This window comes from Duganella aquatilis, assembly GCF_009674565.1.
GTDB lineage: Bacteria > Pseudomonadota > Gammaproteobacteria > Burkholderiales > Burkholderiaceae_D > Rugamonas > Rugamonas aquatilis.
Map to the genome: position 1 here is coordinate 181435 of NZ_WKJL01000006.1, position 23538 is coordinate 204972.

Genomic DNA, 23538 nt, shown 5'->3' on the forward strand with positions numbered 1-23538 from the left:
TTACACCGTGAAGCCGGATACGGTTTTGTTCAGATCGCCTGCGCGCTGGTTCAAGCCTTCGGTCGAGCGGGCGATGCTGTCGCAGGCGGCGGCCGATTTCTCGGCCTCCTCGGCGATGTACTGCACCGCGGTGCTGACTTCGCGCGCCGTCAGCAGCTGCTCGTTGGTGGCCTTGGAAATGTCGGAAATCGCCTCGGTGGTCTTGACCACGCCGGCCAGGATCTTGTCGAAGGCGTCGCTGGCCTGGCGCGAAATTTCGCTGCCGGCGGAAACGCGCTTGACCGACTCGTTGATCAGCTTGGAAATCTCCTTGGTGGCCTGCGACGAGCGCTCGGCCAGCTTGCGCACCTCGTCGGCGACCACCGAGAAGCCCAGGCCGTGCTCGCCGGCGCGGGCGGCTTCGATGGCGGCGTTGAAGGCCAGCATATTGGTCTGGTTGGCGATATCGGAAATCACCTTGACGATCTCGCCGATGTCTTCCGACGAACGGTTGATCAGGTCCATCGCTTCGATCGACTTGGCCACCGCCTTGGCGCCGATTTCGGCTTCGTTCTGGGTCGACTTGGCCATGGCGTCGGCGTCCGAGGTGTTGCCGGCGATGGTGTTGATCGAGCTGGTCAGGCCGTCGATGGAGGCGTTCATCTGTTCCACCGTGGCGCCCAGCGCCTGGGTGCCGACCGCCACGCCGTTGCAGCGCTCGGAAATGGTGGTGGAGGCGTCGGCCAGGCCGCTGGCGGACATCACCACGTTGCTGATCACCTTGCGCAGGTCGTCGATCATCTTGCTGATGCCTTCGGCCAGCTGATCCAGCGGTTCGTCGCCTTCGACCAGCACTTTGCTGGTCAGGTCGCCGTTGGCGGCATGCTCGACCGAGTCCAGCAGGCGGGCGATTTTCTCGCCGTCGGACTTGGCCTTGGCGGCCACCGAGTGCTCCAGTTCGACCTGGGCGGTAATATCGGTCGCAAACTTGACGATTTTATACGGATTGCCGTTCAAATCCATGATGGGATTATAAGTCGCCTGTATCCAGACAGTTTTCTTATTATTACCTACACGTTTATAACGGCCGCTATCGAACTCGCCACGATTCAATTTTTGCCAGAAACGTTTATAGTCTGCACTGGCGGCAAAATCCGGGTCGACAAACATGCGGTGGTGTTCGCCTTTAATATCATCAAGGTAGTAACCCATGACGTCGAGGAAGTTATCGTTGGCGCTCAGGACGTTGCCGTTCATGTCGAATTCGATCACGGCCTGGGCCTTGACGATGGCGCTGACCTTGCCTTCGTACTCGGCGTTGCGCATGCGCGTATCGGTGATGTCGGTGGCGAACTTGATCACTTTGTACGGCTTGCCGTCGGCGTCCATGATGGGGTTGTACGAGGCGTTGATCCAGATTTCGCGGCCGCCCTTGGCCAGGCGCTTGTATTCGCCGTGCTCGTATTCGCCGGCGGCCAGGCGCGCCCAGAACTGCTTGTAGGCGGGGCTGGCGGCAAATTCCGGCTCGCAGAACATGGAGTGATGGCGGCCCTGGACTTCCGACAGCGAGTAACCCAGCACGCGCAGGAAGTTCTCGTTGGCGTGCAGAATTTTTCCTTCCAGGTCAAATTCAATGACCGCCTGCACGCGGTTCAATGCGGCATGGATGGCTTGCAGTTCGACGTCCTGCGTTTGAATTACCTGGCTTGGAGCATTCATTGGAGAATCCCTATCAAATATGAAGAAATGCCAAATATCGTAATCGGTTTAATAACTGTGATATTCGGTGAGAATTATTTTGATATTCGGGGGCGGGGAATATGTGCGAGTAGTATTTATTATTTCGTTTATTTAAAACCGAAGCAAGGCGAGCACAGTAATAACTTGGTGTATTGTGAGTCTAAAGCAACATCTTTTTCGCATGTTCTCCGCATTGCAAAGCGTGGTCTCCTGCGCCAAAAGTGCGAGCTGCGCGACAGTTGTCGCAATCAAATAAAAAGACGGTCGTTCTTTTATGCGGTATAGTTCACGGGTAGCCCTCCCACCAAAAAAGATAAGGAAGAGACATGACTGCTGAATACCAAGTGCACGGCGCCGTAGCCGTCATTACGCTGAATAATCCGCCGGTCAACGGCATGGGCCTGGCGACGCGTACCGCCGCCGTCAACGGCATCCAGCGCGCGCTGGCCGACGATGCCGTCAAGGCCATCGTCATCACCGGCGCCGGCAAGGCGTTCTCCGGCGGCGCCGACATCAAGGAATTCAACACGCCGAAAGCACTGGCCGAACCGAGCCTGCACACTTTCATCGCCACCGCCGAAGGCTCGACCAAGCCGGTCGTCGCGGCCATCCACACGGTCTGCATGGGCGGCGGGCTGGAACTGTCGCTGGGCTGCCACTACCGCGTGGCCATGCCGGGCGCGCAGATCGCGCTGCCGGAAGTCAAACTGGGCCTGCTGCCGGGCGCCGGCGGCACGCAGCGGCTGCCGCGCGTGCTGGGCCTGGAGCCGGCGCTGAACATGATTGTCTCCGGCAACCCGGTGCTGTCGGAAAAACTGCCGGCGCTGTTCGATGAAATCTTTGCCGCCGACGCCGACCTGCTGCAAACGGCCGTGGCCTTCGCCGAGAAAATCGCCGACGTGCGTCCGCTGCCGAAAGTGCGCGACCGCAAGGTGGACTACCCGAACCACGAAGCCTTCCTGCAATTCTCGCGCAACACCGTCAAGGCCATGTCCGGCCCGTTCCCGGCGCCGCTGGAATGCGTGGAAACCGTGGCCGCCTCGGTCACCATGAAATTTGACGACGGCATGAAGTTCGAGCGCGAGCGCTTCCTGCACCTGATCCAGACCACCGAATCGAAAGCGCTGCGCCACGCCTTCTTTGCCGAACGCGTCGCCAGCAAGGTGCCGGATGTGCCGGCCGATACGCCGGTGCGCCCGATCAAGTCGGCCGCCATCATCGGCGCCGGCACCATGGGCGGCGGCATCGCCATGAATTTCCTGAACGCCGGCATTCCGGTCAAGCTGCTGGAAACCAGGCAGGAAGCGCTGGACAAGGGCATCGCCACCATCCGCAAGAACTACGAGAACACGCTGAAGAAGGGCAAGCTGACCCAGGAAAAACTCGATCAGCGCATGGGCCTGTTGAGCAGCACGCTGTCCTATGACGAGATCGGCCAGGCCGACATCGTGGTGGAAGCCGTGTTTGAGGAAATCGGCGTCAAGGAAGCGGTGTTCCGCAAGCTGGACGAGGTGATGAAGCCGGGCGCCATCCTGGCCACCAACACCTCGACGCTGGACGTCGACAAGATCGCCAGCTTCACCCGGCGTCCGCAGGACGTGATCGGCACGCACTTCTTTTCGCCGGCCAACGTGATGAAGCTGCTGGAAATCGTGCGCGGCAAGGCAACCGCCAAGGACGTGCTGGCCACCGCGCTGGCCCTGTCCAAGAAGCTGAAGAAAACCGGCGTGGTGTCGGGCGTGTGCGACGGCTTCATCGGCAACCGCATGATCGAGCAGTACAGCCGCCAAGCCGGCTTCCTGCTGGAAGAGGGCGCGCTGCCGGAACAGATCGACAAGGCGGCTGAAAAGTTCGGCTTTGCCATGGGCCCGTTCCGCATGGGCGACCTGGCCGGCAACGACATCGGCTGGGCCATCCGCAAGCGCCGCTACGTCGAAAAGCCGGAGATCAGCTATTCCAAAACCGCCGACCTGCTGTGCGAAATGGGCCGCTATGGCCAGAAAACCGGCGCCGGCTGGTACGACTACAAGGCCGGCGACCGCAAGGCCTATCCGAACGACGACGTGAACGCCATGATCGTCAAGCACTCGGCCGACCTGGGCATCACGCGCCGCAAGATCAGCGACCAGGAAATCGTCGAGCGATTGGTGTACGCGCTGGTCAACGAAGGCGCGCTGATCCTGGAAGAGGGCATTGCCTTGCGCGCATCCGACATCGACATGGTGTATCTGACCGGCTACGGCTTCCCGCTGTACCGCGGCGGTCCGATGTTCTACGCCGACACCGTCGGCTTGCCGAATGTGCTGGCGGCGATTAACAAATATGCCCGGGGCCACGAGGGCAAAGCATGGCAGCCAGCGCCGTTGTTGCAAAAACTGGCATCGGAAGGGAAAAACTTTAACAGCTAAGTACCACGAATGAACGGCGACAATCCGGCTAGCCTGCGCGGCCGTCGCCGTTCCAAACAAAGTGTGATTAAATCGACACATGCCTTAAAGAAATATTAATGTCTCTTGAGCATTTTCACAAAACTCCTATATAATTACGTCAACAGAAGTTACCTCTTCGCAACCCCAAAAAATGGTTCGATGATGAAAAAATGGCATCCTGATTGATGCTGGCAACTTCACCAATCAATTATTAGGGGGTCTCATGAAACGTATCGTCATTACCGCCGCACTGGCAATCGCAGCAATTGGTTCCGCACACGCAGCCAGCATCGCCGGCCTGCAAAATACCGGCGTCGCTGCCAACGGCGACATTGGTGCCGCCGGTAGCGGCGACACCCATTACACCCTGAGCGCGGCCAGCAGCGACACCACGATCACCAACACCGTGCCGGTCATCACCAACGACAGCCAATGGCCGATCAACCCGTGGCTGGCCAACAGCACCACGTCGAAGTGGATCACGCCGACCAGCAGCCAGGGCCAGACCTTTGACGCCTGGAGCGCCGGCACCTATACCTACACGCTGTCGTTCGACCTGACCGGCTACAACGCCTCGACCGCCTCGTTCGTGGGCCGCCTTGCCGCCGACAACGCCGTCACGGTCAAGCTGAACAACAATGTCATCAGCACCGCCACCGGCTTTACCGACTGGGCCTCGTTCAGCGCCAACAGCGGCTTCGTTTCCGGCGTGAACACGCTGGACTTCGTGGTCACCAACTGGCAGCAGAACGGCGGCAACCCGACCGGCCTGCGCGTGGAATTTTCCTCGTCGAACATCGCCGCAGTGCCGGAACCAGAAACCTACGCCATGCTGCTGGGCGGCCTGGGCCTGCTGGGCTTCATCGCCCGCCGCCGCAAAGCCGCCTGAACCGAGTACGTTTCGGCAATTCAACCGCCCTCCGGGGCGGTTTTTTTATCCGGGGTCAGTTCTGCCAATCGCACACGAGCGCAGCGGTAGTCGCTCAAAATATGGTTTTGCTGATCCGCGTCATGTTCCATGATTGCGGACTGATGTAGGGTGCCCAAATGAGCCGCCCTCTACGATTGGAATTTGCCGGCGCCCTGTACCACGTCACCGCTCGCGGCGACCGGCAGCATGTCATCTATCGCGACGATACTGATCGGTTCGCGTGGTTGGAAATGCTCGCAAAAATATGCGTGCGCTTTAATTCCATCGTGTACAGCTTTTGTCAGATGACGAACCATTATCATCTGCTGATCGAAACTGCCGAGCCAAACCTGTCTGATGGAATGCGGCAGTTGAATGGCATGTACTCGCAATATTTTAATCGCAGGCATCATCTCGTCGGCCATGTATTCCAGGGCCGTTACAGGGCAATCCTGGTGCAAAAGGAAAGTCATCTGCGCGAGCTGGCGCGTTATGTTGTTCTGAATCCGATTCGGGCAAAGATGGTGGACACCTTGGATGAGTGGCCGTGGAGCAGCTACGCGCTCACTATCCAAGCGGAGCCATCGCCGCCATGGCTGCGAGCTGAGTTGCTGCTTGAGCAGCCCGATCAACAAGACACGTCACCAACTCTTGCTTGGTGATGATGCCTTCGTCGCCGCCCACCGCTCCGCGCAATCGCTGGATTTGCTCGATGAGGTGCCGCGCGAACACCGGCGCGCGCTCGCGCTATCACTGCCTGAATATCAGGCCAGATTTGTCGATCGCGATGAAGCGATCGCCCAGGCATATTTCTCCACCGCCTACACCATGACGCAGATCGCCGCACACTTTCGCATCTCCTACCGCACCGTCAGCCGCATAGTCCGCAAAATGGAGCGCCTACCGCCGTGCTCGTGTGCGATTGGCAGAACTGACCCCGGATGAAAAAAGCCGCCCGGAGGCGGCTTTGTGTGGAGCGGCGGGGCTTAGTCGGCCGCGTAGATGTTGTTGTCCTTGGTTTCGCCGACGAACAGCGCACCGATCACGACGGTGATCAGGGCGACGATAATCGGATACCACAGGCCGTAGTAGATGTCGCCCTTGAACGCCACCAGCGCGAACGAGATGGTCGGCAGCAGGCCGCCGAACCAGCCGTTGCCGATGTGGTAGGGCAGCGACATCGAGGTGTAGCGGATGCGGGTCGGGAACATTTCCACCAGCATGGCGGCAATCGGGCCGTACACCATGGTCACGTACAGCACCAGGATGAACAGGATCAGTACCACCATCGGCTTGTTCATCTGCGCTTCATCCGCTTTCGCTGGATAGCCGGCCGCCTTGATCGCGCCGCCGACTTCTTTCTTCAGCGCCGCTTCGCTGTCTTTCGATGGTTTATCGAAGTTCAGTCCGTCAGGCGTCATGATCGCGTTGAACGAGGTGATTTCCTTCTCGCCGACCTTGATCTTGGCGACGCTGCCGGCTGGCGCATCCTGCGTGGTGTAGTTCACCGAAGCGTTGGACAGCATGCCGGTGGCGATGTCGCACGACGACGGGAATTTCTTGGTGTTGGTCGGGTTGAACTGGAAGTGGCACGAAGCCGGATCAGCATACACCACCACCGGCGAATTTTTCAGCGCTGCTTCCAGCTGCGGGTTGCCGTAGTGGGTCAGCGCGCCGAACAGCGGGAAGTAGGTGGCCGCCGCAATCAGGCAACCGCCCAGGATGATCCACTTGCGGCCGATCTTGTCCGACAGCATGCCGAAGAAGATGAAGAACGGCGTCGCCAAGGCCAGCGCCAGGGCGGTCATGATGTTGGCGCTGGCGCCATCGATCTTCAGCACCTGGGTCATGAAGAACAGCGCATAGAACTGGCCGGTGTACCACACCACCGCCTGGCCCATGGTCAGGCCGATCAGCGCCAGGATCACGACTTTCAGGTTGCGCCATTGGCCGAAGGCTTCGCTCAGCGGCGCCTTCGAGGTCTTGCCTTCGGCTTTCATCTTGGCAAAGGCCGGCGATTCATGCATCGACATGCGGATCCACACCGAAATGCCGAGCAGCAGCACCGACACCAGGAACGGCACGCGCCAGCCCCAGGCATTGAACGCTTCCTCGCCGATGGCGGTGCGGGTGCCCAGGATCACCAGCAGCGACAGGAACAGGCCCAGCGTCGCGGTGGTTTGAATCCACGCGGTGAACGAGCCGCGCTTGCCGGCCGGCGCATGCTCGGCCACGTAGGTGGCCGCGCCGCCATACTCGCCGCCCAGCGCCAGGCCCTGCAGAATCCGTAGCCCGACCAGCACGATGGGCGCCGCGATGCCGATCGCCGCGTATCCGGGCAACAGCCCGACAATGAAGGTGGAGGCGCCCATGATCAGGATGGTGATCAGGAAGGTATACTTGCGGCCGACCATGTCGCCCAGGCGGCCGAACACGACGGCGCCGAACGGACGCACAATGAAGCCCGCCGCAAACGCCAGCAGCGCAAAGATGAAGGTGGTGGTGGGTTCGCCGATGAAGAACTGCTTGGCGATGATCGGTGCGAGCGAACCGTACAGATAGAAATCGTACCATTCGAACACGGTGCCGAGCGAGGACGCAAAGATCACCTTGCGCTCTTCGGCGGTGATCGGCGCGGCCTTGCCGGATAGGTTACGCGGATCAGCGGTACCTGGATTTGCCATGATGTGTCTCCTTTGATTTTTTAGGATGTTTTTTCCCCAGCTGAGATAGTGATAAGCAAGTTATTACTTCGTCAGCTTAATTGCAGTGTGGGCGCGAAACCTTACGCGATGCTTGCTTGAAGCTTACGTGAAACTTACAACGATATTTACGAACGACCGTACTAAAAACATGGTATTCTGGCTCAAACAACACCTTCACTATAGGAGACTCTCATGATCGATGCCGTCATTGTTTCTACCGCCCGCACGGGTCTGGCCAAATCCTGGAAAGGCGCGTTCAACATGACGCACGGCGCCACGCTGGGCGGCCATGTGTTGCAGGCCGCCATACAGCGCGCCGGCATCGAGGCGGGAGAGGTGGAAGACGTGCTGGCCGGCTGCGCCAATCCCGAGGGCGCCACCGGCGGCAACATCGCGCGCCAGATCGCCTTGCGCGGCGGCTGCCCGGTCACCACCGCCGGCATGACCATCAACCGCTTCTGCTCGTCCGGCCTGCAGACCATCGCCACCGCAGCCCAGCGCATCATCGCCGGCGAGGGCGATATCTATGCGGCCGGCGGCGTCGAATCGATTTCCTGCGTGCAGCAGGAAATGAACATGCATATGTATAAGGAAGTCTGGCTGTCGCAGAACAAGCCGGAAATCTACTGGCCGATGCTGCAAACCGCCGAAACCGTCGCCAAGCGCTACAACATCAGCCGTGAACGTCAGGATGAATACGGCGTACAGAGCCAGCAGCGCGCCGCCGCCGCCCAGGCCGCCGGCCTGTTCAACGCCGAGATCGTGCCGATGACCACGGTCATGGGCGTGGCCGACAAGGCCTCCGGCATGCTGCTGTCGCGCGAAGTGACCATCGCGGCCGACGAAGGCATCCGCGCCGATACCACGTACGAAGGCGTGTCCAAGATCCGCACCGCGATTCCGGGCGGCGTGATCAGCGCCGGCAACGCCAGCCAGTTCTCCGATGGCGCCTCGATGGCCATCGTGATGAACGCGCAGACCGCGGCCGCCAAGGGCCTGCAGCCGCTGGGCGTGTTCCGCGGCTTCGCCGTCGCCGGCTGCGAGCCGGATGAAATGGGCATCGGCCCGGTGTTCGCCGTGCCCAAGCTGCTGAAGAAAGCCGGCCTCAAGGTCGAGGACATCGGCCTGTGGGAGCTGAATGAAGCCTTCGCCGTGCAGGTGCTGTATTGCGCCGATACGCTGGGCATTCCGATGGACCGTCTCAACGTCAACGGCGGCGCGATCGCCGTCGGCCATCCTTACGGCGTGTCCGGCGCGCGCCTGGTCGGCCATGCGCTGATCGAAGGCAAGCGGCGCGGCGTCAAATATGTGGTGGTCACCATGTGTATCGGTGGCGGCCAGGGGGCGGCCGGCCTGTTCGAAGTGGTGTAAGCAGCATGCGCTCGACCATCCTGTCGCGCCGCGACCTGTCTTTCATGCTGTACGAATGGCTGGACGCGGAGGCGCTGACGCGGCGCGACCGCTTCCAGGACCACAACCGCGAGACCTTCGACGCGGCGCTCGATACCGCCGAACGCCTGGCCACCGAACTGTTCGCCACGCATAACAAGAAAGCGGACAGCAACGAGCCGCACGTGGTGGACGGCAAGGTGCAGATCATCCCGGAAGTGAAGACGGCGCTGGACGCCTTCTCGCTGGCCGGCCTGATGGCGGCCGGGCAGGACTACGAACGCGGCGGCATGCAGCTGCCGGTGGTGGTCGAGAAGGCGCTGGCCGCCTATCTGACTGCCGCCAACGTCAGCACCTCGGCCTACACCTTCCTGACGATGAGCAACGCCAACACCTTGCTCAAGTGCGCCACGCCGGAGCAGATCACCCGTTTCGTCAATCCGATGCTGGAAGGCCGCTACTTCGGCACCATGTGCCTGTCCGAACCGCAGGCCGGCTCCAGCCTGTCCGACATCACCACGCGCGCCGTGCCCGACGGCGAAGGCCAGTACCGTTTGACCGGCAACAAGATGTGGATCTCGGCCGGCGAGCATGAACTGTCCGAAAACATCGTCCACCTGGTGCTGGCCAAGATTCCCGGCGAGGACGGCAAGCTGATCCCGGGCGTCAAAGGCATCTCGCTGTTCATCGTGCCGAAATTCCTGGTCAATGACGACGGCTCGCTGGGCGCGCGCAACGACATCTCGCTGGCCGGCCTGAACCACAAGATGGGCAACCGCGGCACCACCAACTGCCTGCTCAACTTCGGCGAGAAGGGCGGCGCCATCGGCTACCTGGTCGGCAAGCCGCACCATGGCCTGGCCAATATGTTTCACATGATGAACGAGGCGCGCATCGGCGTCGGCCTCGGCGCGGCGGTGCTGGGCTACACCGGCTACCTGCATGCGCTCGACTACGCGCGCAACCGTCCGCAAGGCCGCCATCCGGCGCAGAAGGATGCGTCGCAGCCGCAACTGCCGATCATCCAGCACACCGACGTGCGGCGCATGCTGCTGGCGCAGAAAGCCTATGTCGAAGGCGGCCTCGGCCTGGTGCTGTACAGCGCCCGCCTGGTCGACGAGCAGAACAGCGCGGAAACGCCGGAAGCGCGCGAACATGCGGCGCGGCTGCTGGATTTCCTGACGCCGATCACCAAATCCTGGCCGTCGCAGTGGTGCGTGGAGGCCAACAGCCTGGCGATCCAGGTGCACGGCGGCTACGGCTACACGCGCGAATACAATGTCGAACAGTTTTACCGCGACAATCGTCTGAACGCCATCCACGAAGGCACGCATGGCATCCACGGCCTCGATCTGCTGGGCCGCAAGGTGGTACTGCAGGACGGCGCCTTGTTCCGCGCCTTTGGCGCCGAGTTGCGCAAGACGGTACGCAAGGTGCGCGGCAGCGTCGGCGCGCCGGATGCGGTCGGTCCGGGCCTGGCTACCATCAGCGTTGAATTGCTGGCGCATGCGGATGCGCTGGAACAAGCCTGGCAGAGCGTGGAAGAAGTCACGCAGAAACTGTATGCTGTCGGCGATTTGAACAAGACGCTGGCCAACGCCAGCACGTATCTGGAAGCGGTGGGGCACGTGGTGGTGGCGTGGATCTGGCTGCAGCAGGCCTTGCTGGCGGCGGCGTCGCTGGCGGACGGCGATGTGGATTTCTATCGCGGTAAGCTGCAGGCATGCCGGTATTTCTTCCAGTGGGAGTTGCCGAAGGTGGGGCCGCAGCTGGCGCTGCTGGCCAGCATAGACACCACCACGCTCGACATGCAGGATGCGTGGTTTTAACAAGGATTAGCCAGCTCAAGCTTCGCGGTGACGAGGCTGGGCGATACAAGGAGACACACCATGCGTACCACACAAGAACTGTTTTCACTGGCCGGCAAAACCGCGCTGGTCACCGGCGGCTCGCGCGGCCTGGGCCTGCAAATGGCGCTGGCGCTGGGCGAGCAGGGCGCCCGCGTCGTCGTCTCGGCCCGCAAGCAGGCCGAGCTTGACGAAGCCGTCGCCTTCCTGACCCAGCGCGGCATCAGCGCGCATTCGATCGCCGCCGACCTGTCGCAGGACGCGCAGGCCGAAGCACTAGTTGATGCCGCCATCGCCCACCTCGGCCACATCGACATCCTGATCAACAACGCCGGCGCCAGCTGGGGCGCGCCGGCCGAGGACCATCCGGTCGAAGCCTGGGACAAGGTGATGGACCTGAACATCCGCAGCATTTTCGTGGTGTCGCAACTGGTCGGCAAGCGCTCGATGATTCCGCGCCAGTCCGGCCGCATCATCAACATCGCCTCGATCGCGGGCCTGGCCGGCAATCCGCCGGGCACCATGCAGACCATCGCCTACAACACCTCGAAAGGCGCGCTGGTCAACTTCACGCGCACGCTGGCGGGTGAATGGGGCCGCTACGGCATCACCGTCAACGCGCTGGCGCCAGGCTTCTTCCCGTCGAAGATGACCAAGGGCCTGCTGTCCGCCATGGGCGACCAGCTGACCGGCCACGCGCCGCTGAACCGCCTTGGCGACGACGAAGACCTGAAAGGCGCAGCCGTGCTGTTCGCCTCCGACGCGGGCAAGCACATCACCGGTCAGATCCTGGCGGTGGACGGAGGCGTTTCGGCGGTATGAGCATTCCTGAAACTTATCAGCGCATCGTGCTGGCGGCGCGTCCGCGCGGCGCGGTCACGGCCGACAACTTCCGGCTGGAGACCGTGCCGGTGCCGCAACTGGCCGACGGCCAGGTGCTGATCCGCAACCACTACCTGTCGCTGGACCCGTACATGCGCGGCCGCATGAGCGCCGCCAAAAGCTACGCCACCTCGCAGCAACTGAATGACACCATGATCGGCGGCACCGTCGGCCAGGTGATCGCCTCGCGCAACGCGTTCTACAAGGTGGGCGAATACGTCAACGGCATGCTGGGCTGGTCCGAGATGGGCGTGTCGGACGGCGTGCTGCTGCGCAAGCTCGACACCACGCGCATTCCGCTGTCGGCCTTCCTCGGCGTGGTCGGCATGCCGGGCATGGCGGCGTGGTACGGTTTCAACCACATCATGGAAGCGGCGGCCGGCGAAACGGTGGTGGTGTCGGCGGCCAGCGGCGCGGTCGGCAGCGTGGTCGGCCAGTTGGCGCGCCTGCGCGGCTGCCGCGTGGTCGGCATCGCCGGCGGCGCGGAGAAGTGCGCCTACGTGGTGGACGAACTGGGCTTCGACGCCTGCGTCGATTACAAGGCCGGCAAGCTGGAGGCCGACCTGGCCGCCGCCACGCCGGACGGCGTTGACGCCATCTTTGAAAACGTCGGCGGCGCCTGCCTGGACGCATCGCTGGCGCGCACCAACGCCTTCGCCCGCATCGCGCTGTGCGGCCTGATCGCCGGCTACAACGGCGCCGATATGCCGATCAGGAATTCGCGACTGCTGTTGATTAATCGTCTGACCGTGCGCGGCTTCATCATCACCGAGCACATGGAGTATTGGCAGCAGGGCTTGCAGGAACTGGCCGTGCTGGTCGCCAATCGTCAAATCAAGTTCCGCGAATCGGTGGCGGACGGCCTGGCCGCCGCACCGGAAGCGTTCATGGGCCTGCTGCAAGGGCGTAATTTTGGCAAACAACTGGTGAAGCTCATCTAAAAAATGAAAACATTCCGAGACAAAGTCGCCGTCATCACCGGCGGTGCAAGTGGTTTGGGTCGTCAATTCGCCAACGTCGCGGCGCGCGAAGGCATGAAGCTGGTGCTGGCCGACGTGCAAAGCGACGCCTTGGAGCGCGCGCTGGAAGAATTGCGTGCACAGGGCGCCAGCGTCATCGGCCGCATCTGCGATGTACGCAAGGCCGAGCAGGTGCAGGCGCTGGCCGATGCGGCGGTGGCCGAGTTCGGCGCCGTCCACCTGCTGTTCAACAACGCCGGCGTCGGTTCCGGCGGCCTGATCTGGGAAAACACCGAGGCCGACTGGGAATGGGTGATGGGCGTCAACGTCTGGGGCGTGATCCATGGCGTGCGCATCTTTACCAGGCTGATGCTGGATGCGGCTGCCAGGGATGACGCATTTGAAGGCCACATCGTCAATACCGCCTCGATGGCCGGCCTGCTGAACGCGCCGGCGATGGGCGTCTACAATGTCTCCAAGCATGCGGTGGTATCGCTGTCGGAAACGCTGTACCAGGACTTGCAGCTGGTCGGCGCGCCCATCGGCGCTTCGGTGTTGTGCCCGTACTTTGTGCCGACCGGCATCAGCCAGTCGCACCGCAACCGCCCGGAAGACGTGCGCATGACCGACCGTCCGACCGCCAGCCAGGTGGCGGCGCAGGTCATGACCGACAAGGCGGTATCGTCGGGCAAGGTGTCGGCCGAGGACGTGGCGGAGATCACCTTCAAGGCCATCGCCGACGGCCAGTTCTACATCTATTCGCATCCGGACGCGCTGGCCGGCGTGCGCGAGCGCATGGAACACATCGTGGCCGGCGCCAATCCGCCCGATCCCTACGCCGCCGCGCCGCAGATCCGCGAGGCGCTGCGCGCCAAAATCCAGGGCGCTTCCAAGCAGCCGGGCTGACGTACTACAATCGTGCTTTTGCAAAAACAGGATGGCAATAATGAGCAAGCACGAAATCAAGTTGGGAGACTGGGGCACCCTCAACGCGGATGCGAAGCTGATCCGCTTTGAAGTCTTCGTTGAGGAGCAAAACGTTCCGGCCGAGCTGGAGATGGACCAGATGGACGCCGTCTGCCTGCACGCGGTGGCCTACGATGCCGACGGCACGCCGATCGGCACCGGCCGCCTGCTGCCGGACGGCCACATCGGCCGCATGGCGGTGCGCAAGATCGCACGCGGCAGCGGCGTCGGCGGCGAATTGCTGCAGGCGCTGATGGCGCAGGCGCGCGCACGCGGCGACCAGTACGTCGCCCTGAGCGCGCAGACGCATGCCGCGCCGTTCTATGAGCGCCACGGCTTTGCCATCGAAGGCGAAGAGTTCTACGAAGCGGGCATCGCCCACATCAATATGCAGCGCAACTTCAGCTAAGCAGCTGCGCAATGCGTTCCAGCGCCGCCGGCACCTCGGCGGCGACATCCTGCCGCAATCCCTCATGCAGATCGGCGATCATGCGCGCGCTCAGGCACAGGCGCAGCGCGCCGGCTGCGGCCGGCTGGCCCAGCTGATAGCGGCGGGCGCCAATCGCCGGCAACTGTAGTTGCAGATAGAGCCGGCGTGCTTCGTCGCCGTTCAGCAGCTTGCCATCGGCGCCGCGCAGCGTGAAGGGGAATACCGTCTGCACATGATCCCAGCCTGCCGCCACATCCAAGGCCGAACGGTCGATGGCGCTGACCGGCAGCGGCGTGAGCGCCGCATGGTCGGCCACCCCTTGCCGGATGGCGTCGGCAAAGCGGTTGACGCATTGCAGGCGAACATCCTGCGGCACGGCGGCAAAGCGTTCCATCTCGAACAGCGCGGCTTCCCAGCGCAGCAGCAGGCCGAAGTTGGCGCGGTCGGTGTAGGCATCGACGGCATTGGCCGCCATCGCGCGCGGCAGCAGCAGGGCGCCGCTGAAGGTCGGACCGGTCATGAACTTGGAGCCGGTCAGCGCCAGCATGAAGCCGTGCGCCAGGTAGGTCCGCACCGTCACGGGATCGAGGCGGAACTGGCAGGCGTCCACCATCACATCCAGCAGCTGCGGCCAGCGCGCCCGCAGCGCCAGCACCGAGGCGATGGACGGCGAAATCAAGCCGGTCTTGCTGATATCCGTCAGCACCAGCAGCACGCGCTGGCCGCGCTGCGCCGCCGTGTTGACGATGGCGGCGTATTCGGCGTCGACCTGTGCGGCATCGCGCAGGCTGCCGTCCGCATGCCGCATGGCGACATGATGCGGCGCGCCCTGGCGCGGGCCGAGCAGGGCCAGCGGCACGCCGCTGCCGGTTTCGGCGCCGTCGATCAATACCGTGCACTGCGGCTGGCGCAGGTTGGCCGCCAGCATGAACAGGTCGGTGCCGGACGGCGCCAGCAGCGCCATCGGGCTATCCTGCGGGTCGCAGCCGCAATACGCCAGCAGGCGCCGGCGCGCGCTGGCCAGTCCGCGCCGGTAGACGACCAACTCCGGTTCCGAGCGCAGCTCGCGGGCGCAGCGGTCCCGCAGCGCGGTGGCAGCCTGATATGCGTTCGGGGAAATATGGGAGGCGGTGACCGATCCGAGGGAGACCAGGTCGGGGTCCGGCGTCGGCCGGCAGGCATAGCGGGAGCGTCCGGTGCCTGCGTCCAGCGTCAACCTGTCGTCGCCGCCGGCAATCAGTAGCTCGGCGGTGGAGGGGAGCAGGTCGGCTTCGTGGTTGATCAAGTTGCGCTACTATGCCTTGCTGTCGATGAGCAAGCCTTTCAAACTGTGGAGATTCTTGCTTATTTCCAGCGATTGCTCTGACGGAAATTGGCGTATAACCTTCTTTGTTTCAGTATCAATGACCTTCACCACCGACAGGCCGCTGGCGTCGTCTATACTGAACTTTACCTCACTATTGTTTTCGAGGAAACGATTTATCGCGTCAACCGACTTTCTTAACTCAGTTTTACCAGGAATTCTGGACGCAGGATCGTCTTTACCGGCGACAATAGACTGTGCGGTAGCTGTATCTGCATTTTTCCCTGAGGCAGGCACGGACACCGCCGCCACCGGGGCGGTAGCAACGGGTAGCAAATCCGAACGGTTGATGCTGCTCGTGTCCATGTTGAACGGTTTCCTTCGTGTAAGTGGGGCGCCGGCCTTGGATAAATTGCCCCGCTACTGGTGATAACGGCAGGTCTGAAGAAAAATTGAGTCACATGGCAAAGAAAACGCAAGAAAATTTCGCCGGCCCGCTGGACCCGGCCGATTGGCAACAGTTCCGTGCGCAGGGCCACCGCATGCTGGACGATATGATTGACTATTTGCAAGACATCCGGCAGCGGCCGGTCTGGCAGCCGATTCCCGACGATGCCCGCGCCGCTTTCCGCAGCGGCATGCCGGCGCAGGGCAGCGAGCTGGCCGCGGTGCACCAGCAGTTCATGCAGCACATCCTGCCGAATGCGATCGGCAATACCCATCCCGGCTTCTTCGGCTGGGTGCACGGCGGCGGCACGCCGGTGGGCATGCTGGCCGAGATGCTGGCGGCCGGCCTCAACGCCAACTGCGGCGGCCGCGACCATATCCCGATTGAAGTCGAACGGCAGATCGTGCGCTGGATGGCCGAGCTGTTCGGTTTCCCGGCGACCGCCTCCGGGCTGTTCGTCACCGGCAGTTCCATGGCCAATATGATCGCCTTGCTGGTGGCGCGTTTCCGCGCGCTGGGCCGCGAGGTGCGCAGCCACGGCATTCCGCCGAAGCGGCAGCTGGTGGCCTATGCCTCGGCCGGGGCGCACGGCTGCATCGCGCAGGCGATGGACCTGGCCGGCCTCGGCAGCGCCAACCTGCGCAAAATTCCGATGAACGCGCAATTCCAGATGGACGTGGTGGCGCTGGAAACCGCCATCACCGCCGACCGCCAGGCCGGCTTGCAGCCGTTCTTTGTCGCCGGCACCGCCGGCACGGTGGATGTCGGCGCGATCGACGAGCTGCCGCTGCTGGCTGCGGTGTGCGAGCGCAACGGCCTGTGGTTCCACGTCGATGGCGCGTATGGCGCGCTGGCGGCGCTGGCGCCGGCGCTGCGTCCGCTGCTGGACGGCATCGAGCTGGCCGACTCGGTCGCCTGCGATTTCCACAAGTGGGGCCAGGTGCCGTACGACGCCGGCTTCATCCTGGTGCGCGACGGCGCCATGCATCTGGACACCTTCGCCAGCCGCGACACTTATCTGCGCCGCGACGCGCGCGGCATGGCGGCCAATTCGCCGTGGCCGTGCGATTTCGGTCCGGACTTGTCGCGCGGCTTCCGCGCCTTGAAGACCTGGTTCACCTTCCAGGTGTTCGGCGCCGAACGCATCGGCCAGGTGATCAACGAAACCTGCTTGCTGGCGCGTTATCTGGAAGAGCGTGTCGCCGCCCAGCCGGAACTGGAACTGCTGGCGCCGGTGGCGCTCAACATCGTCTGCTTCCGCTACCGCGCCGCCGGCGACGTGGATGCATTCAACGCCGGGCTGGTGGCGGACGTGCAGGAGTCCGGCATTGCCGCCCCCTCCGCTACAACCATCCGCGGCAAGCTGGCGATCCGCGTGGCCATCGTCAACCACCGTACCGGTCAACAAGATATCGACGCGCTGCTGGATGCGGTGCTGAAACTGGGCGCCGCGCGTCCGCAATTTATTACTACGGAGTCCGCATGACTTTTGATGCAAGCATAATCGGCCAGCACAATGCGCCCCTGATCGGCGTCGCCCCCCTGATGCGCCGCGCCTTTGCCGGTGAAGACCTGGCGCCGCTCGGCCAGGTCCTGCTGGAACGCGCACAGACTTATCCGAACGATGCCCACGCCTACATGGATTTTTCCACCGTGTTGCAACTGACGGGCAACCGCGACGACGCGCTGGCGGTGCAGGCTGAAGCGATCATGCTGCAACCGCATTACACGATTCCCGCGCAGCAGCCCGAGCCGGGCCTGACCTTGCTGGTGCTGATGGGACCGGGCGACCTGATGTCCAACACGCCGGTCGAATTCCTGGTGGAGAACAGCGACGTCACGCTGGAACTGCTGTACCTGCGCGCCGACGAAGATTTTCCGGAGGAAGTGCCGGACCATGATGTGATGCTGGTGGCTGTGGCCGAGTCGGAAGCCAACCAGCCGTTGCTGGAACGCCTGATCGAATACACCAGCGACTGGCCGCGTCCCGTCATCAACCGTCCGGAACAGCTGCGCGCGACCTCGCGTGACGGCCTCAGCGCCGCGCTGCGCGGGCTGGCTGGCGTGGAAATGCCGGTGTCGGTGCGTACCGGCCTGAGCACGCTGAATGCGATTGCCGCCGGCACGCAGGCGATCGAAAGCCTGCTGCCGGACGGCGGCTTCCCGGTTATCGTGCGGCCGCTGGGCTCGCATGCCGGTACGAATCTGCAAAAGGTCGATACGCCCGCCGCGCTGGGCAAGTATCTGCAGGAAGTGGAGGGGCCGCAGTTCTACGTGTCGCGCTTTGTCGATTACCGCGGCGCCGACGGCATGTTCCGCAAATACCGCGTGGTGCTCATCGAAGGCAGGCCTTACATCTGCCACTACGCGATTTCGCAAAACTGGATGATCCACTACCTGAACGCCGGCATGACCGAAAGCGCCGAGAAGCGCGCCGAGGAAGCGGCGGAAATGGCGCGCTTCGACCAGGGCTTCGCCGTGCGCCACCAGGCCGCGCTGCAAGCGATTAACGAACGCATGGGCTTGCAATACCTGGGTATCGACTGCGCCGAAATGCCGAACGGCGACCTGCTGATCTTCGAGGCCGACAACGCCATGATCGTGCACGCCATGGACCCGGAAGACATGTTTCCCTACAAGGCCCCGGCCATGCGCAAGGTGTTCACCGCCTTCCGCGCGCTGCTGGAGCGGAAGGCGGGCCGCAGCACCTAGTGAATCAGCATCTCGTGCAGCGTGGCGGGAGCGTCGGCGTAGAGTTTGACGACGGTGGAGGTGCGGGTGCCGTAGCTCGGGCTTTCGATGCGCACGGCGGACAGCACGCGCTCCAGGTCCAGCGGCACGCCGGTTTCCGGCAGGCGCTGGTCCGGCGCCGGGGTGGTGTCGGACAGCATTTCGAAGAAGGCTTCTTCCGGCGCGCCCAGGCACAGCAGGCTGGCGAACTGGGCCTTGGTCTTCAGCACTTTCGGCCACGGCGCGTCCAGCAGCGCGTTCGATAGGCCGTAGACGCCGGGCGCCAGCGGCTGGCCGTTGCGCGGGTCGTTGTCGCCCTTGTTGGAATACCAGATCAGGGTGTCGCGGTCGCCCAGTATCAGGTTGAAGCCGTTGTACTGGCCGGCGGTGGCGCGGATCTGCGCCACGTATTCCTGCGGCGTCATGCTGCCGGCCAGGTAGTCGGCCACCAGATGGCCGCGCGACGGCGCCTCGTCCTTGTGCTCGGACGGCGCGCGGATGTTGGTGATGGCGGCAAAGCGCGACGGCGCGCCGTCTTCGGCTGGCTGGGTGATGCCCATCCAGCTGCCGCCGGCCTGCAGGTCGCGGCCGGCGTAGATCTGCGGATGTTCCGGCCACGGCGCGGCCGGCGCGGTGGCGCGCTGATAGTATTCATCGCGGTTGGCGGCGGCGATCAGGGGCACGGCCGGCACCACTTGCCAGGCAAAGACAATCAGGCACATGAGACGACATCCCCAAACACTTCGGTGTGACGCGGGCTGCTGGTCCATGCGGACAGGCCGGCCGCGGCGACGGCTGCATCCAGCGCCGCCGCAAATCCTTCCGGCGCGGACGGATACACTTCCATCCACGTCTGCACGCCGTCCTTGCCCTCCGGACGACGTTTGAGTTGGCCCGCAACGCCGTGGCGCTGCGCCAGCGTCGCCTGCATCGGGACGACAGCCGCCTGCAAGGACGCCGCGTCGGCGTCCTTGACCTTGTAGTAGATGTAGAGATCCATGCTAGAGATCGAGCGGTTCCAGCACGTAAGGCATGGCCAGGAAATTCAGCGCCGTGCCCTGGGCCGAGCCCAGGCGCACCGAGGCCGCCTCGATGGCGGCCAGCTTCATTTCCACCAGCGCGTCGACGCCGCCCTGGCCGTTGGCTGCGGCGTTGACGATCATGCCGCAAGGTTGTTCCGGATCGGCCGTGGCAAACACTTCCATGCCGGCCGCCGCCGTCAGGTCAGGGATGCTGACCAGCGTGGTGCGGCGTTTCAGCTTGCCCAGGTATTGGCTGCGGGCGACGATTTCCTGGCCCGGGTAGCAGCCTTTCTTGAAATTGACGCCGCCCAGCAGTTCGTAGTTGATCATCTGCGGCACGAACTGCTCCTGCGTGGCCTTGCTGATGTGGGCGATGCCGGCGTGGATTTCCGACAGCTGCCAGGCATCGGCGCCGCCGACGCTGAGCTGGGCCGCCAGTTCCGGCGCCACGGCCTGCGCGGTTTCCACCGACATCAGCCACTGATAGCGCGGCGCGTCGAACACGTCGGCCACGCGGATCAGCGTGCCCAGCGGGTGATCCAGCTTGGCGAACGGCTTGGCCGGCAGGCTGTCAAACCACTTTTGCAAGACGGTATCGGCCTGGTTGCCGCCGAGGCCCAGCAGCACCGCGTTGCCCGGCAGTTCGGTCGCGTCGCTGAGCTTGGTCTTGGCGCGCAGCACAAACATGGCCAGGCGCTTCTGCACCGCCGGCTGGATGTCGCGCGCCAGTTGCAGGAAGATAGTGGACGCGCTGCGCCACATCAGGAACGAGGCCAGCAGGCGGCCTTTCGGCGAGCAGTAGCCGGCCAGGCGCGCTTCGCCCAGGCCCAGGTGCTCGACATCGTTGGTCAGCTGCGTGTGCAGGAAACTGGCCGACTCCTCGCCGTCCAGGGCGATCAGGCCGAGGTCGGTGATGGAGGCGACGAAGCCGGCGGCCAGTTGCGTGGTGCTCAGCGGAGTGGCCTGCTGTGCTAAAAGTTCATTCCAGGAAGACATAATTTTCAATCTTTTGACGGTTAAAGCATTATCATTACGGGCTCATTATAGTGATGTCGCGCAGATCGCGTCGGATGGCGCGCAAAACACGGCACTGGCGGACACTGCCAAGAACTGGCAAGCTGTGCGACTTGATCCAATCAGATGGCTTTAACAATGGCTTTTATCAAAAAAATAATCGGTTTGTGCATCTTGCTGGCCATCGCCGGCGGCGGCTATTTCATGTACTGGTCGCAGAATCCCATCATCCCTGGTGATGCCGAGGCCATTGATTTCGTCATCACGCCGGGCAGCGGCGCCCATGCGGCAGGCCAGCAGATCGCCGAAGCGGGCGTGCCGATCCAGCCACTGCTGTTCAATCTGCTGGCGCGCGCGACCGGCAAGAGCAGCAAGCTGAAAGCCGGCTCCTACGAGCTGAAGCCGGGCTCGACGCCGCTGCGGCTGATCGACCAGCTGGCGCGCGGCGAGTTCGCGCAGGAGCAGCTGACCATCATCGAGGGCTGGACCTTCCGCCAGATGCGGGCCGCCATCGCCGCCCACAAGGGCCTCAAGCATGACACCGTGGCGCTGACCGACCAGGAAGTGTTGGGCGCCATCGCCTCCGACTACAAGGAACCGGAGGGACTGTTCTTCCCGGATACCTATCTGTTCGCCAAGGGCGCCAGCGACCTGCAAATCTACAAGCAGGCGCACGTGATGATGCTGACCCGCCTGGCCGACGCCTGGGCCAAGCGCGACCCGGCGCTGCCGTACAAGAGCCCGTACGAGGCGCTGACCATGGCCTCCATCGTGGAAAAGGAAACCGGGCAGAAGTCCGAGCGCTCGATGATCGCCGGCGTGTTCGTCAACCGCCTGAAGCTGGGCATGCTGCTGCAGACCGATCCGACCGTGATCTACGGCATGGGCCTCAAATACGACGGCAAGATCCGCAAAAAAGACCTGGAAACCGACACCCCGTACAATACCTACACGCGCGCCGGCTTGCCGCCGACGCCGATCGCGCTGCCGGGCGTGCAGTCGCTGATGGCGGCGCTGTCGCCGGCCAGGACGGCGGCGCTGTATTTCGTCTCCAAGGGCAACGGCACCAGTCAGTTTTCCGACAACCTGAACGATCACAATCGGGCAGTCAATCAGTATCAACGATAAGAATACATGGGTAAATTCATCACCTTTGAAGGCATCGATGGCGCCGGCAAGTCGACGCACATCGCCTTCGTCGCCGATTACATCAAGCAGCGCGGCGCCGAGCTGGTCAGCTCGCGCGAGCCGGGCGGCACGCCGCTGGGCGAAAAGCTGCGCGAGATCGTGCTGCACGAAAAAATGGACCTGGAAACCGAGGCCTTGCTGGTGTTCGCCAGCCGCCGCGAGCACCTGGCGCAGGTCATCGAGCCGGCGCTGAAGCGCGGCGCCTGGGTCATTTCCGACCGCTTTACCGATTCCACCTTCGCTTACCAGGGCGGCGGCCGCGGCATGAGCGTGGCCAAGCTGGAGGTGCTGGAGCAGTGGGTGCATCCCGCGCTGCAACCGGACCTGACGCTGCTGTTCGACGTGCCCCTGGAAGTGGCGCGCGCGCGGCTGGACGCCACCCGCGACCTCGACAAGTTCGAGCAGGAGAAGGCCGACTTCTTCGCCGCCACCCGCGCCGAATACCTGCGCCGCGCGGCGCAGTTCCCGCAGCGCTTCCGCGTCATCGATTCGACGCAGAGCATCGCCGCGATCCAGGAGCAGATTGCGGCCATCCTCGACGCATGCTTTTGACATAGAATACTGAATAATGAGTAATTCCATCTACCCGTGGCAGGAATCGTCGTGGCAGCAGCTGCAAACGCTGCGCCAGCGCATGCCGCACGCCATCCTGTTCCATGGCGCCGCCGGGATCGGCAAATCCGACTTTATCGAAACCTTCGCCCAGGGTTTGCTGTGCGAGGCGGTGCTGCCGGACGGTCACGCCTGCGGCGTGTGCGCGTCCTGCGGCTGGTTCTCGCAGCAGAACCATCCGGACTACCGCCGTGTGCGGCCGGAATCGATGGAAGACGAGCCGGTCGACGGCGAAGAGGGCGAAGGCGAGACCAAGAAGGCCGCCAAGACCAAGACGCCCTCCAAGGAAATCAAGATCGAGCAGATCCGCAATCTGGCGGACTTCATGAACATCTCGACCCACCGCCAGGGCTTGCGCGTGGTGGTGCTGTATCCGGCCGAAGCGCTCAACATGCCGGCCTCGAACGCCTTGCTGAAGACGCTGGAAGAACCGCCGCCGGGCACCGTGTTCCTGCTGGCTTCCAACAGCCTGGACCGCCTGTTGCCGACCATCCTGTCGCGCTGCCGCAAGTTCGCGCTGCCGATGCCTAGCCATGCCGAGGCGCTGGCCTGGCTGAAGGAACAGGGCGTGCCGGATGCCGACAGCTGGCTGCGTGAGCAGGGCGGCGCGCCGCTGGCGGCCATGGCGCAGGCGGAGTCCGGCAACCGCGAGGAGCTGGAAATGCTGCTGCAACTGCTGGCCCATCCGAGCGTGGAAGGCGCCTTGAAAGTCGCCGACAAGTTGCAGAAAGTGCCATTGAGCGGTCCGGTGTCCTGGTTGCAGCGCTGGCTTTACGATGTGTTTTCCTACAAACTGGCAGGCAGCATCCGCTATTATCCTCGCTACCAGAAAGAGCTGGCCGGCGTGGCCGACAAGATCCACGTCAGCCGGTTGATGGCCGCGATCAAGGGCGCCAATGACCGCCGCGCGACCGCCGACCATCCGCTGTCGCCCAAGCTGTTCCTGGAGGATATGCTGCTCGATTACGCCAACTGCTGCGCCTGA

22 protein-coding genes are annotated in these 23538 nt (G+C 63.3%); 15 read left to right on the forward strand and 7 right to left on the reverse strand.

From position 1 onward, the window contains the following. On the reverse strand, positions 1–1698 hold the full coding sequence (locus GJ698_RS11515; RefSeq protein WP_154357751.1) for a methyl-accepting chemotaxis protein: 1698 nt from the start codon (positions 1696–1698) through the stop codon (positions 1–3). Positions 1699–2045: 347 nt separating this feature from the next. Here GJ698_RS11515 and GJ698_RS11520 point away from each other — a divergent pair, with 347 nt between their 5' ends. The 4 genes from GJ698_RS11520 (at position 2046) to GJ698_RS30925 (ending at position 6003) form a co-directional block, all read left to right on the forward strand. Next, positions 2046–4127, forward strand: coding sequence for a 3-hydroxyacyl-CoA dehydrogenase NAD-binding domain-containing protein (locus tag GJ698_RS11520; protein ID WP_154357752.1), 2082 nt, complete (start codon positions 2046–2048; stop codon positions 4125–4127). Positions 4128–4371: 244 nt separating this feature from the next. Continuing rightward, positions 4372–5037 carry an FxDxF family PEP-CTERM protein gene (locus GJ698_RS11525; protein ID WP_154357753.1) on the forward strand — a complete coding sequence of 222 codons (666 nt, stop codon included), beginning with the start codon at positions 4372–4374 and terminating at the stop codon, positions 5035–5037. Between the two features lie 158 nt (positions 5038–5195). After that, a complete protein-coding gene (locus GJ698_RS30920; RefSeq protein ID WP_229259945.1) occupies positions 5196–5720 on the forward strand; it encodes a transposase in 525 nt (174 codons plus the stop codon). Then, on the forward strand, positions 5674–6003 hold the full coding sequence (locus GJ698_RS30925) for a helix-turn-helix domain-containing protein (protein WP_229259946.1): 330 nt from the start codon (positions 5674–5676) through the stop codon (positions 6001–6003). Before GJ698_RS30920 ends, GJ698_RS30925 begins: the two co-directional genes overlap by 47 nt. A gap of 41 nt (positions 6004–6044) precedes the next feature. Here the strand turns inward: GJ698_RS30925 and GJ698_RS11535 are convergent, their stop codons facing one another. Then, positions 6045–7742 carry an MFS transporter gene (locus GJ698_RS11535; protein ID WP_154357754.1) on the reverse strand — a complete coding sequence of 566 codons (1698 nt, stop codon included), beginning with the start codon at positions 7740–7742 and terminating at the stop codon, positions 6045–6047. Positions 7743–7955: 213 nt separating this feature from the next. Here GJ698_RS11535 and GJ698_RS11540 point away from each other — a divergent pair, with 213 nt between their 5' ends. From GJ698_RS11540 to GJ698_RS11565, 6 genes are read left to right on the forward strand one after another with little or no spacing between them, the layout of a single operon-like run. Then, the gene (locus GJ698_RS11540) at positions 7956–9134 is read left to right on the forward strand and encodes an acetyl-CoA C-acyltransferase (protein ID WP_154357755.1); all 1179 of its coding nucleotides are present in this window, start codon (positions 7956–7958) and stop codon (positions 9132–9134) included. 5 nt (positions 9135–9139) lie between these two features. Continuing rightward, positions 9140–10981, forward strand: coding sequence for an acyl-CoA dehydrogenase (locus GJ698_RS11545; protein WP_154357756.1), 1842 nt, complete (start codon positions 9140–9142; stop codon positions 10979–10981). Positions 10982–11041: 60 nt separating this feature from the next. After that, a complete protein-coding gene (locus GJ698_RS11550) occupies positions 11042–11821 on the forward strand; it encodes an SDR family oxidoreductase (RefSeq protein WP_154357757.1) in 780 nt (259 codons plus the stop codon). Then, positions 11818–12822, forward strand: a complete 1005-nt coding sequence (locus tag GJ698_RS11555; protein WP_154357758.1) for an NADP-dependent oxidoreductase — start codon at positions 11818–11820, stop codon at positions 12820–12822. The genes GJ698_RS11550 and GJ698_RS11555 overlap by 4 nt, the downstream gene beginning before the upstream one ends. 3 nt (positions 12823–12825) lie before the next feature. Next, positions 12826–13746, forward strand: coding sequence for an SDR family oxidoreductase (locus GJ698_RS11560; RefSeq protein ID WP_154357759.1), 921 nt, complete (start codon positions 12826–12828; stop codon positions 13744–13746). A 40-nt stretch (positions 13747–13786) separates the two neighbouring features. Further along, positions 13787–14215, forward strand: coding sequence for a GNAT family N-acetyltransferase (locus GJ698_RS11565; protein ID WP_371865252.1), 429 nt, complete (start codon positions 13787–13789; stop codon positions 14213–14215). On the opposite strand, the gene GJ698_RS11570 is transcribed toward GJ698_RS11565, so the two are convergent. Then, positions 14208–15521: a hypothetical protein gene (locus GJ698_RS11570; RefSeq protein WP_154357761.1), complete on the reverse strand. Its 1314-nt coding sequence runs from the start codon at positions 15519–15521 to the stop codon at positions 14208–14210. The two genes, GJ698_RS11565 and GJ698_RS11570, sit on opposite strands and share 8 nt — an antisense overlap. 9 nt (positions 15522–15530) lie before the next feature. Continuing rightward, complete coding sequence (locus GJ698_RS11575; protein WP_154357762.1) at positions 15531–15905, reverse strand: flagellar protein FlaG; 375 nt, start codon at positions 15903–15905, stop codon at positions 15531–15533. A gap of 95 nt (positions 15906–16000) precedes the next feature. Here GJ698_RS11575 and GJ698_RS11580 point away from each other — a divergent pair, with 95 nt between their 5' ends. Then, a complete protein-coding gene (locus tag GJ698_RS11580) occupies positions 16001–17473 on the forward strand; it encodes a pyridoxal phosphate-dependent decarboxylase family protein (protein WP_229259947.1) in 1473 nt (490 codons plus the stop codon). After that, complete coding sequence (locus GJ698_RS11585; protein WP_154357763.1) at positions 17470–18699, forward strand: ATP-grasp domain-containing protein; 1230 nt, start codon at positions 17470–17472, stop codon at positions 18697–18699. The genes GJ698_RS11580 and GJ698_RS11585 overlap by 4 nt, the downstream gene beginning before the upstream one ends. On the opposite strand, the gene GJ698_RS11590 is transcribed toward GJ698_RS11585, so the two are convergent. The 3 genes from GJ698_RS11590 to ygfZ are packed head-to-tail and all read right to left on the reverse strand — an operon-like array spanning position 18696 to position 20735. After that, entirely contained in the window at positions 18696–19439 is a 744-nt protein-coding gene (locus GJ698_RS11590) for an NRDE family protein (protein WP_154357764.1), read from the reverse strand. The genes GJ698_RS11585 and GJ698_RS11590 overlap by 4 nt on opposite strands. Further along, positions 19430–19717, reverse strand: a complete 288-nt coding sequence (locus GJ698_RS11595) for a DUF4936 family protein (RefSeq protein WP_154357765.1) — start codon at positions 19715–19717, stop codon at positions 19430–19432. Before GJ698_RS11595 ends, GJ698_RS11590 begins: the two co-directional genes overlap by 10 nt. Before the next feature lies 1 nt (position 19718). Next, positions 19719–20735 carry a CAF17-like 4Fe-4S cluster assembly/insertion protein YgfZ gene (gene ygfZ, locus GJ698_RS11600; RefSeq protein WP_154357766.1) on the reverse strand — a complete coding sequence of 339 codons (1017 nt, stop codon included), beginning with the start codon at positions 20733–20735 and terminating at the stop codon, positions 19719–19721. 156 nt (positions 20736–20891) lie between these two features. Here ygfZ and mltG point away from each other — a divergent pair, with 156 nt between their 5' ends. The 3 genes from mltG to GJ698_RS11615 are packed head-to-tail and all read left to right on the forward strand — an operon-like array spanning position 20892 to position 23538. After that, positions 20892–21881, forward strand: coding sequence for an endolytic transglycosylase MltG (gene mltG / locus GJ698_RS11605; RefSeq protein WP_154357767.1), 990 nt, complete (start codon positions 20892–20894; stop codon positions 21879–21881). 6 nt (positions 21882–21887) lie between these two features. Further along, complete coding sequence (gene tmk, locus GJ698_RS11610; protein ID WP_154357768.1) at positions 21888–22493, forward strand: dTMP kinase; 606 nt, start codon at positions 21888–21890, stop codon at positions 22491–22493. A 16-nt stretch (positions 22494–22509) separates the two neighbouring features. Next, entirely contained in the window at positions 22510–23538 is a 1029-nt protein-coding gene (locus tag GJ698_RS11615) for a DNA polymerase III subunit delta' (protein ID WP_154357769.1), read from the forward strand.

Bases quoted from the DNA above. Each gene is read 5' to 3' on its own strand.
- GJ698_RS11515 (WP_154357751.1), bottom strand. From the start codon at position 1,698: ATGAATGCTCCAAGCCAGGTAATTCAAACGCAGGACGTCGAACTGCAA.
- GJ698_RS11520 (WP_154357752.1), top strand. From the start codon at position 2,046: ATGACTGCTGAATACCAAGTGCACGGCGCCGTAGCCGTCATTACGCTG.
- GJ698_RS11525 (WP_154357753.1), top strand. From the start codon at position 4,372: ATGAAACGTATCGTCATTACCGCCGCACTGGCAATCGCAGCAATTGGT.
- GJ698_RS30920 (WP_229259945.1), top strand. From the start codon at position 5,196: ATGAGCCGCCCTCTACGATTGGAATTTGCCGGCGCCCTGTACCACGTC.
- GJ698_RS11535 (WP_154357754.1), bottom strand. From the start codon at position 7,742: ATGGCAAATCCAGGTACCGCTGATCCGCGTAACCTATCCGGCAAGGCC.
- GJ698_RS11540 (WP_154357755.1), top strand. From the start codon at position 7,956: ATGATCGATGCCGTCATTGTTTCTACCGCCCGCACGGGTCTGGCCAAA.
- GJ698_RS11545 (WP_154357756.1), top strand. From the start codon at position 9,140: ATGCGCTCGACCATCCTGTCGCGCCGCGACCTGTCTTTCATGCTGTAC.
- GJ698_RS11550 (WP_154357757.1), top strand. From the start codon at position 11,042: ATGCGTACCACACAAGAACTGTTTTCACTGGCCGGCAAAACCGCGCTG.
- GJ698_RS11555 (WP_154357758.1), top strand. From the start codon at position 11,818: ATGAGCATTCCTGAAACTTATCAGCGCATCGTGCTGGCGGCGCGTCCG.
- GJ698_RS11560 (WP_154357759.1), top strand. From the start codon at position 12,826: ATGAAAACATTCCGAGACAAAGTCGCCGTCATCACCGGCGGTGCAAGT.
- GJ698_RS11565 (WP_371865252.1), top strand. From the start codon at position 13,787: ATGAGCAAGCACGAAATCAAGTTGGGAGACTGGGGCACCCTCAACGCG.
- GJ698_RS11575 (WP_154357762.1), bottom strand. From the start codon at position 15,905: ATGGACACGAGCAGCATCAACCGTTCGGATTTGCTACCCGTTGCTACC.
- GJ698_RS11580 (WP_229259947.1), top strand. From the start codon at position 16,001: ATGGCAAAGAAAACGCAAGAAAATTTCGCCGGCCCGCTGGACCCGGCC.
- GJ698_RS11585 (WP_154357763.1), top strand. From the start codon at position 17,470: ATGACTTTTGATGCAAGCATAATCGGCCAGCACAATGCGCCCCTGATC.
- GJ698_RS11590 (WP_154357764.1), bottom strand. From the start codon at position 19,439: ATGTGCCTGATTGTCTTTGCCTGGCAAGTGGTGCCGGCCGTGCCCCTG.
- GJ698_RS11595 (WP_154357765.1), bottom strand. From the start codon at position 19,717: ATGGATCTCTACATCTACTACAAGGTCAAGGACGCCGACGCGGCGTCC.
- ygfZ (WP_154357766.1), bottom strand. From the start codon at position 20,735: ATGTCTTCCTGGAATGAACTTTTAGCACAGCAGGCCACTCCGCTGAGC.
- mltG (WP_154357767.1), top strand. From the start codon at position 20,892: ATGGCTTTTATCAAAAAAATAATCGGTTTGTGCATCTTGCTGGCCATC.
- tmk (WP_154357768.1), top strand. From the start codon at position 21,888: ATGGGTAAATTCATCACCTTTGAAGGCATCGATGGCGCCGGCAAGTCG.
- GJ698_RS11615 (WP_154357769.1), top strand. From the start codon at position 22,510: ATGAGTAATTCCATCTACCCGTGGCAGGAATCGTCGTGGCAGCAGCTG.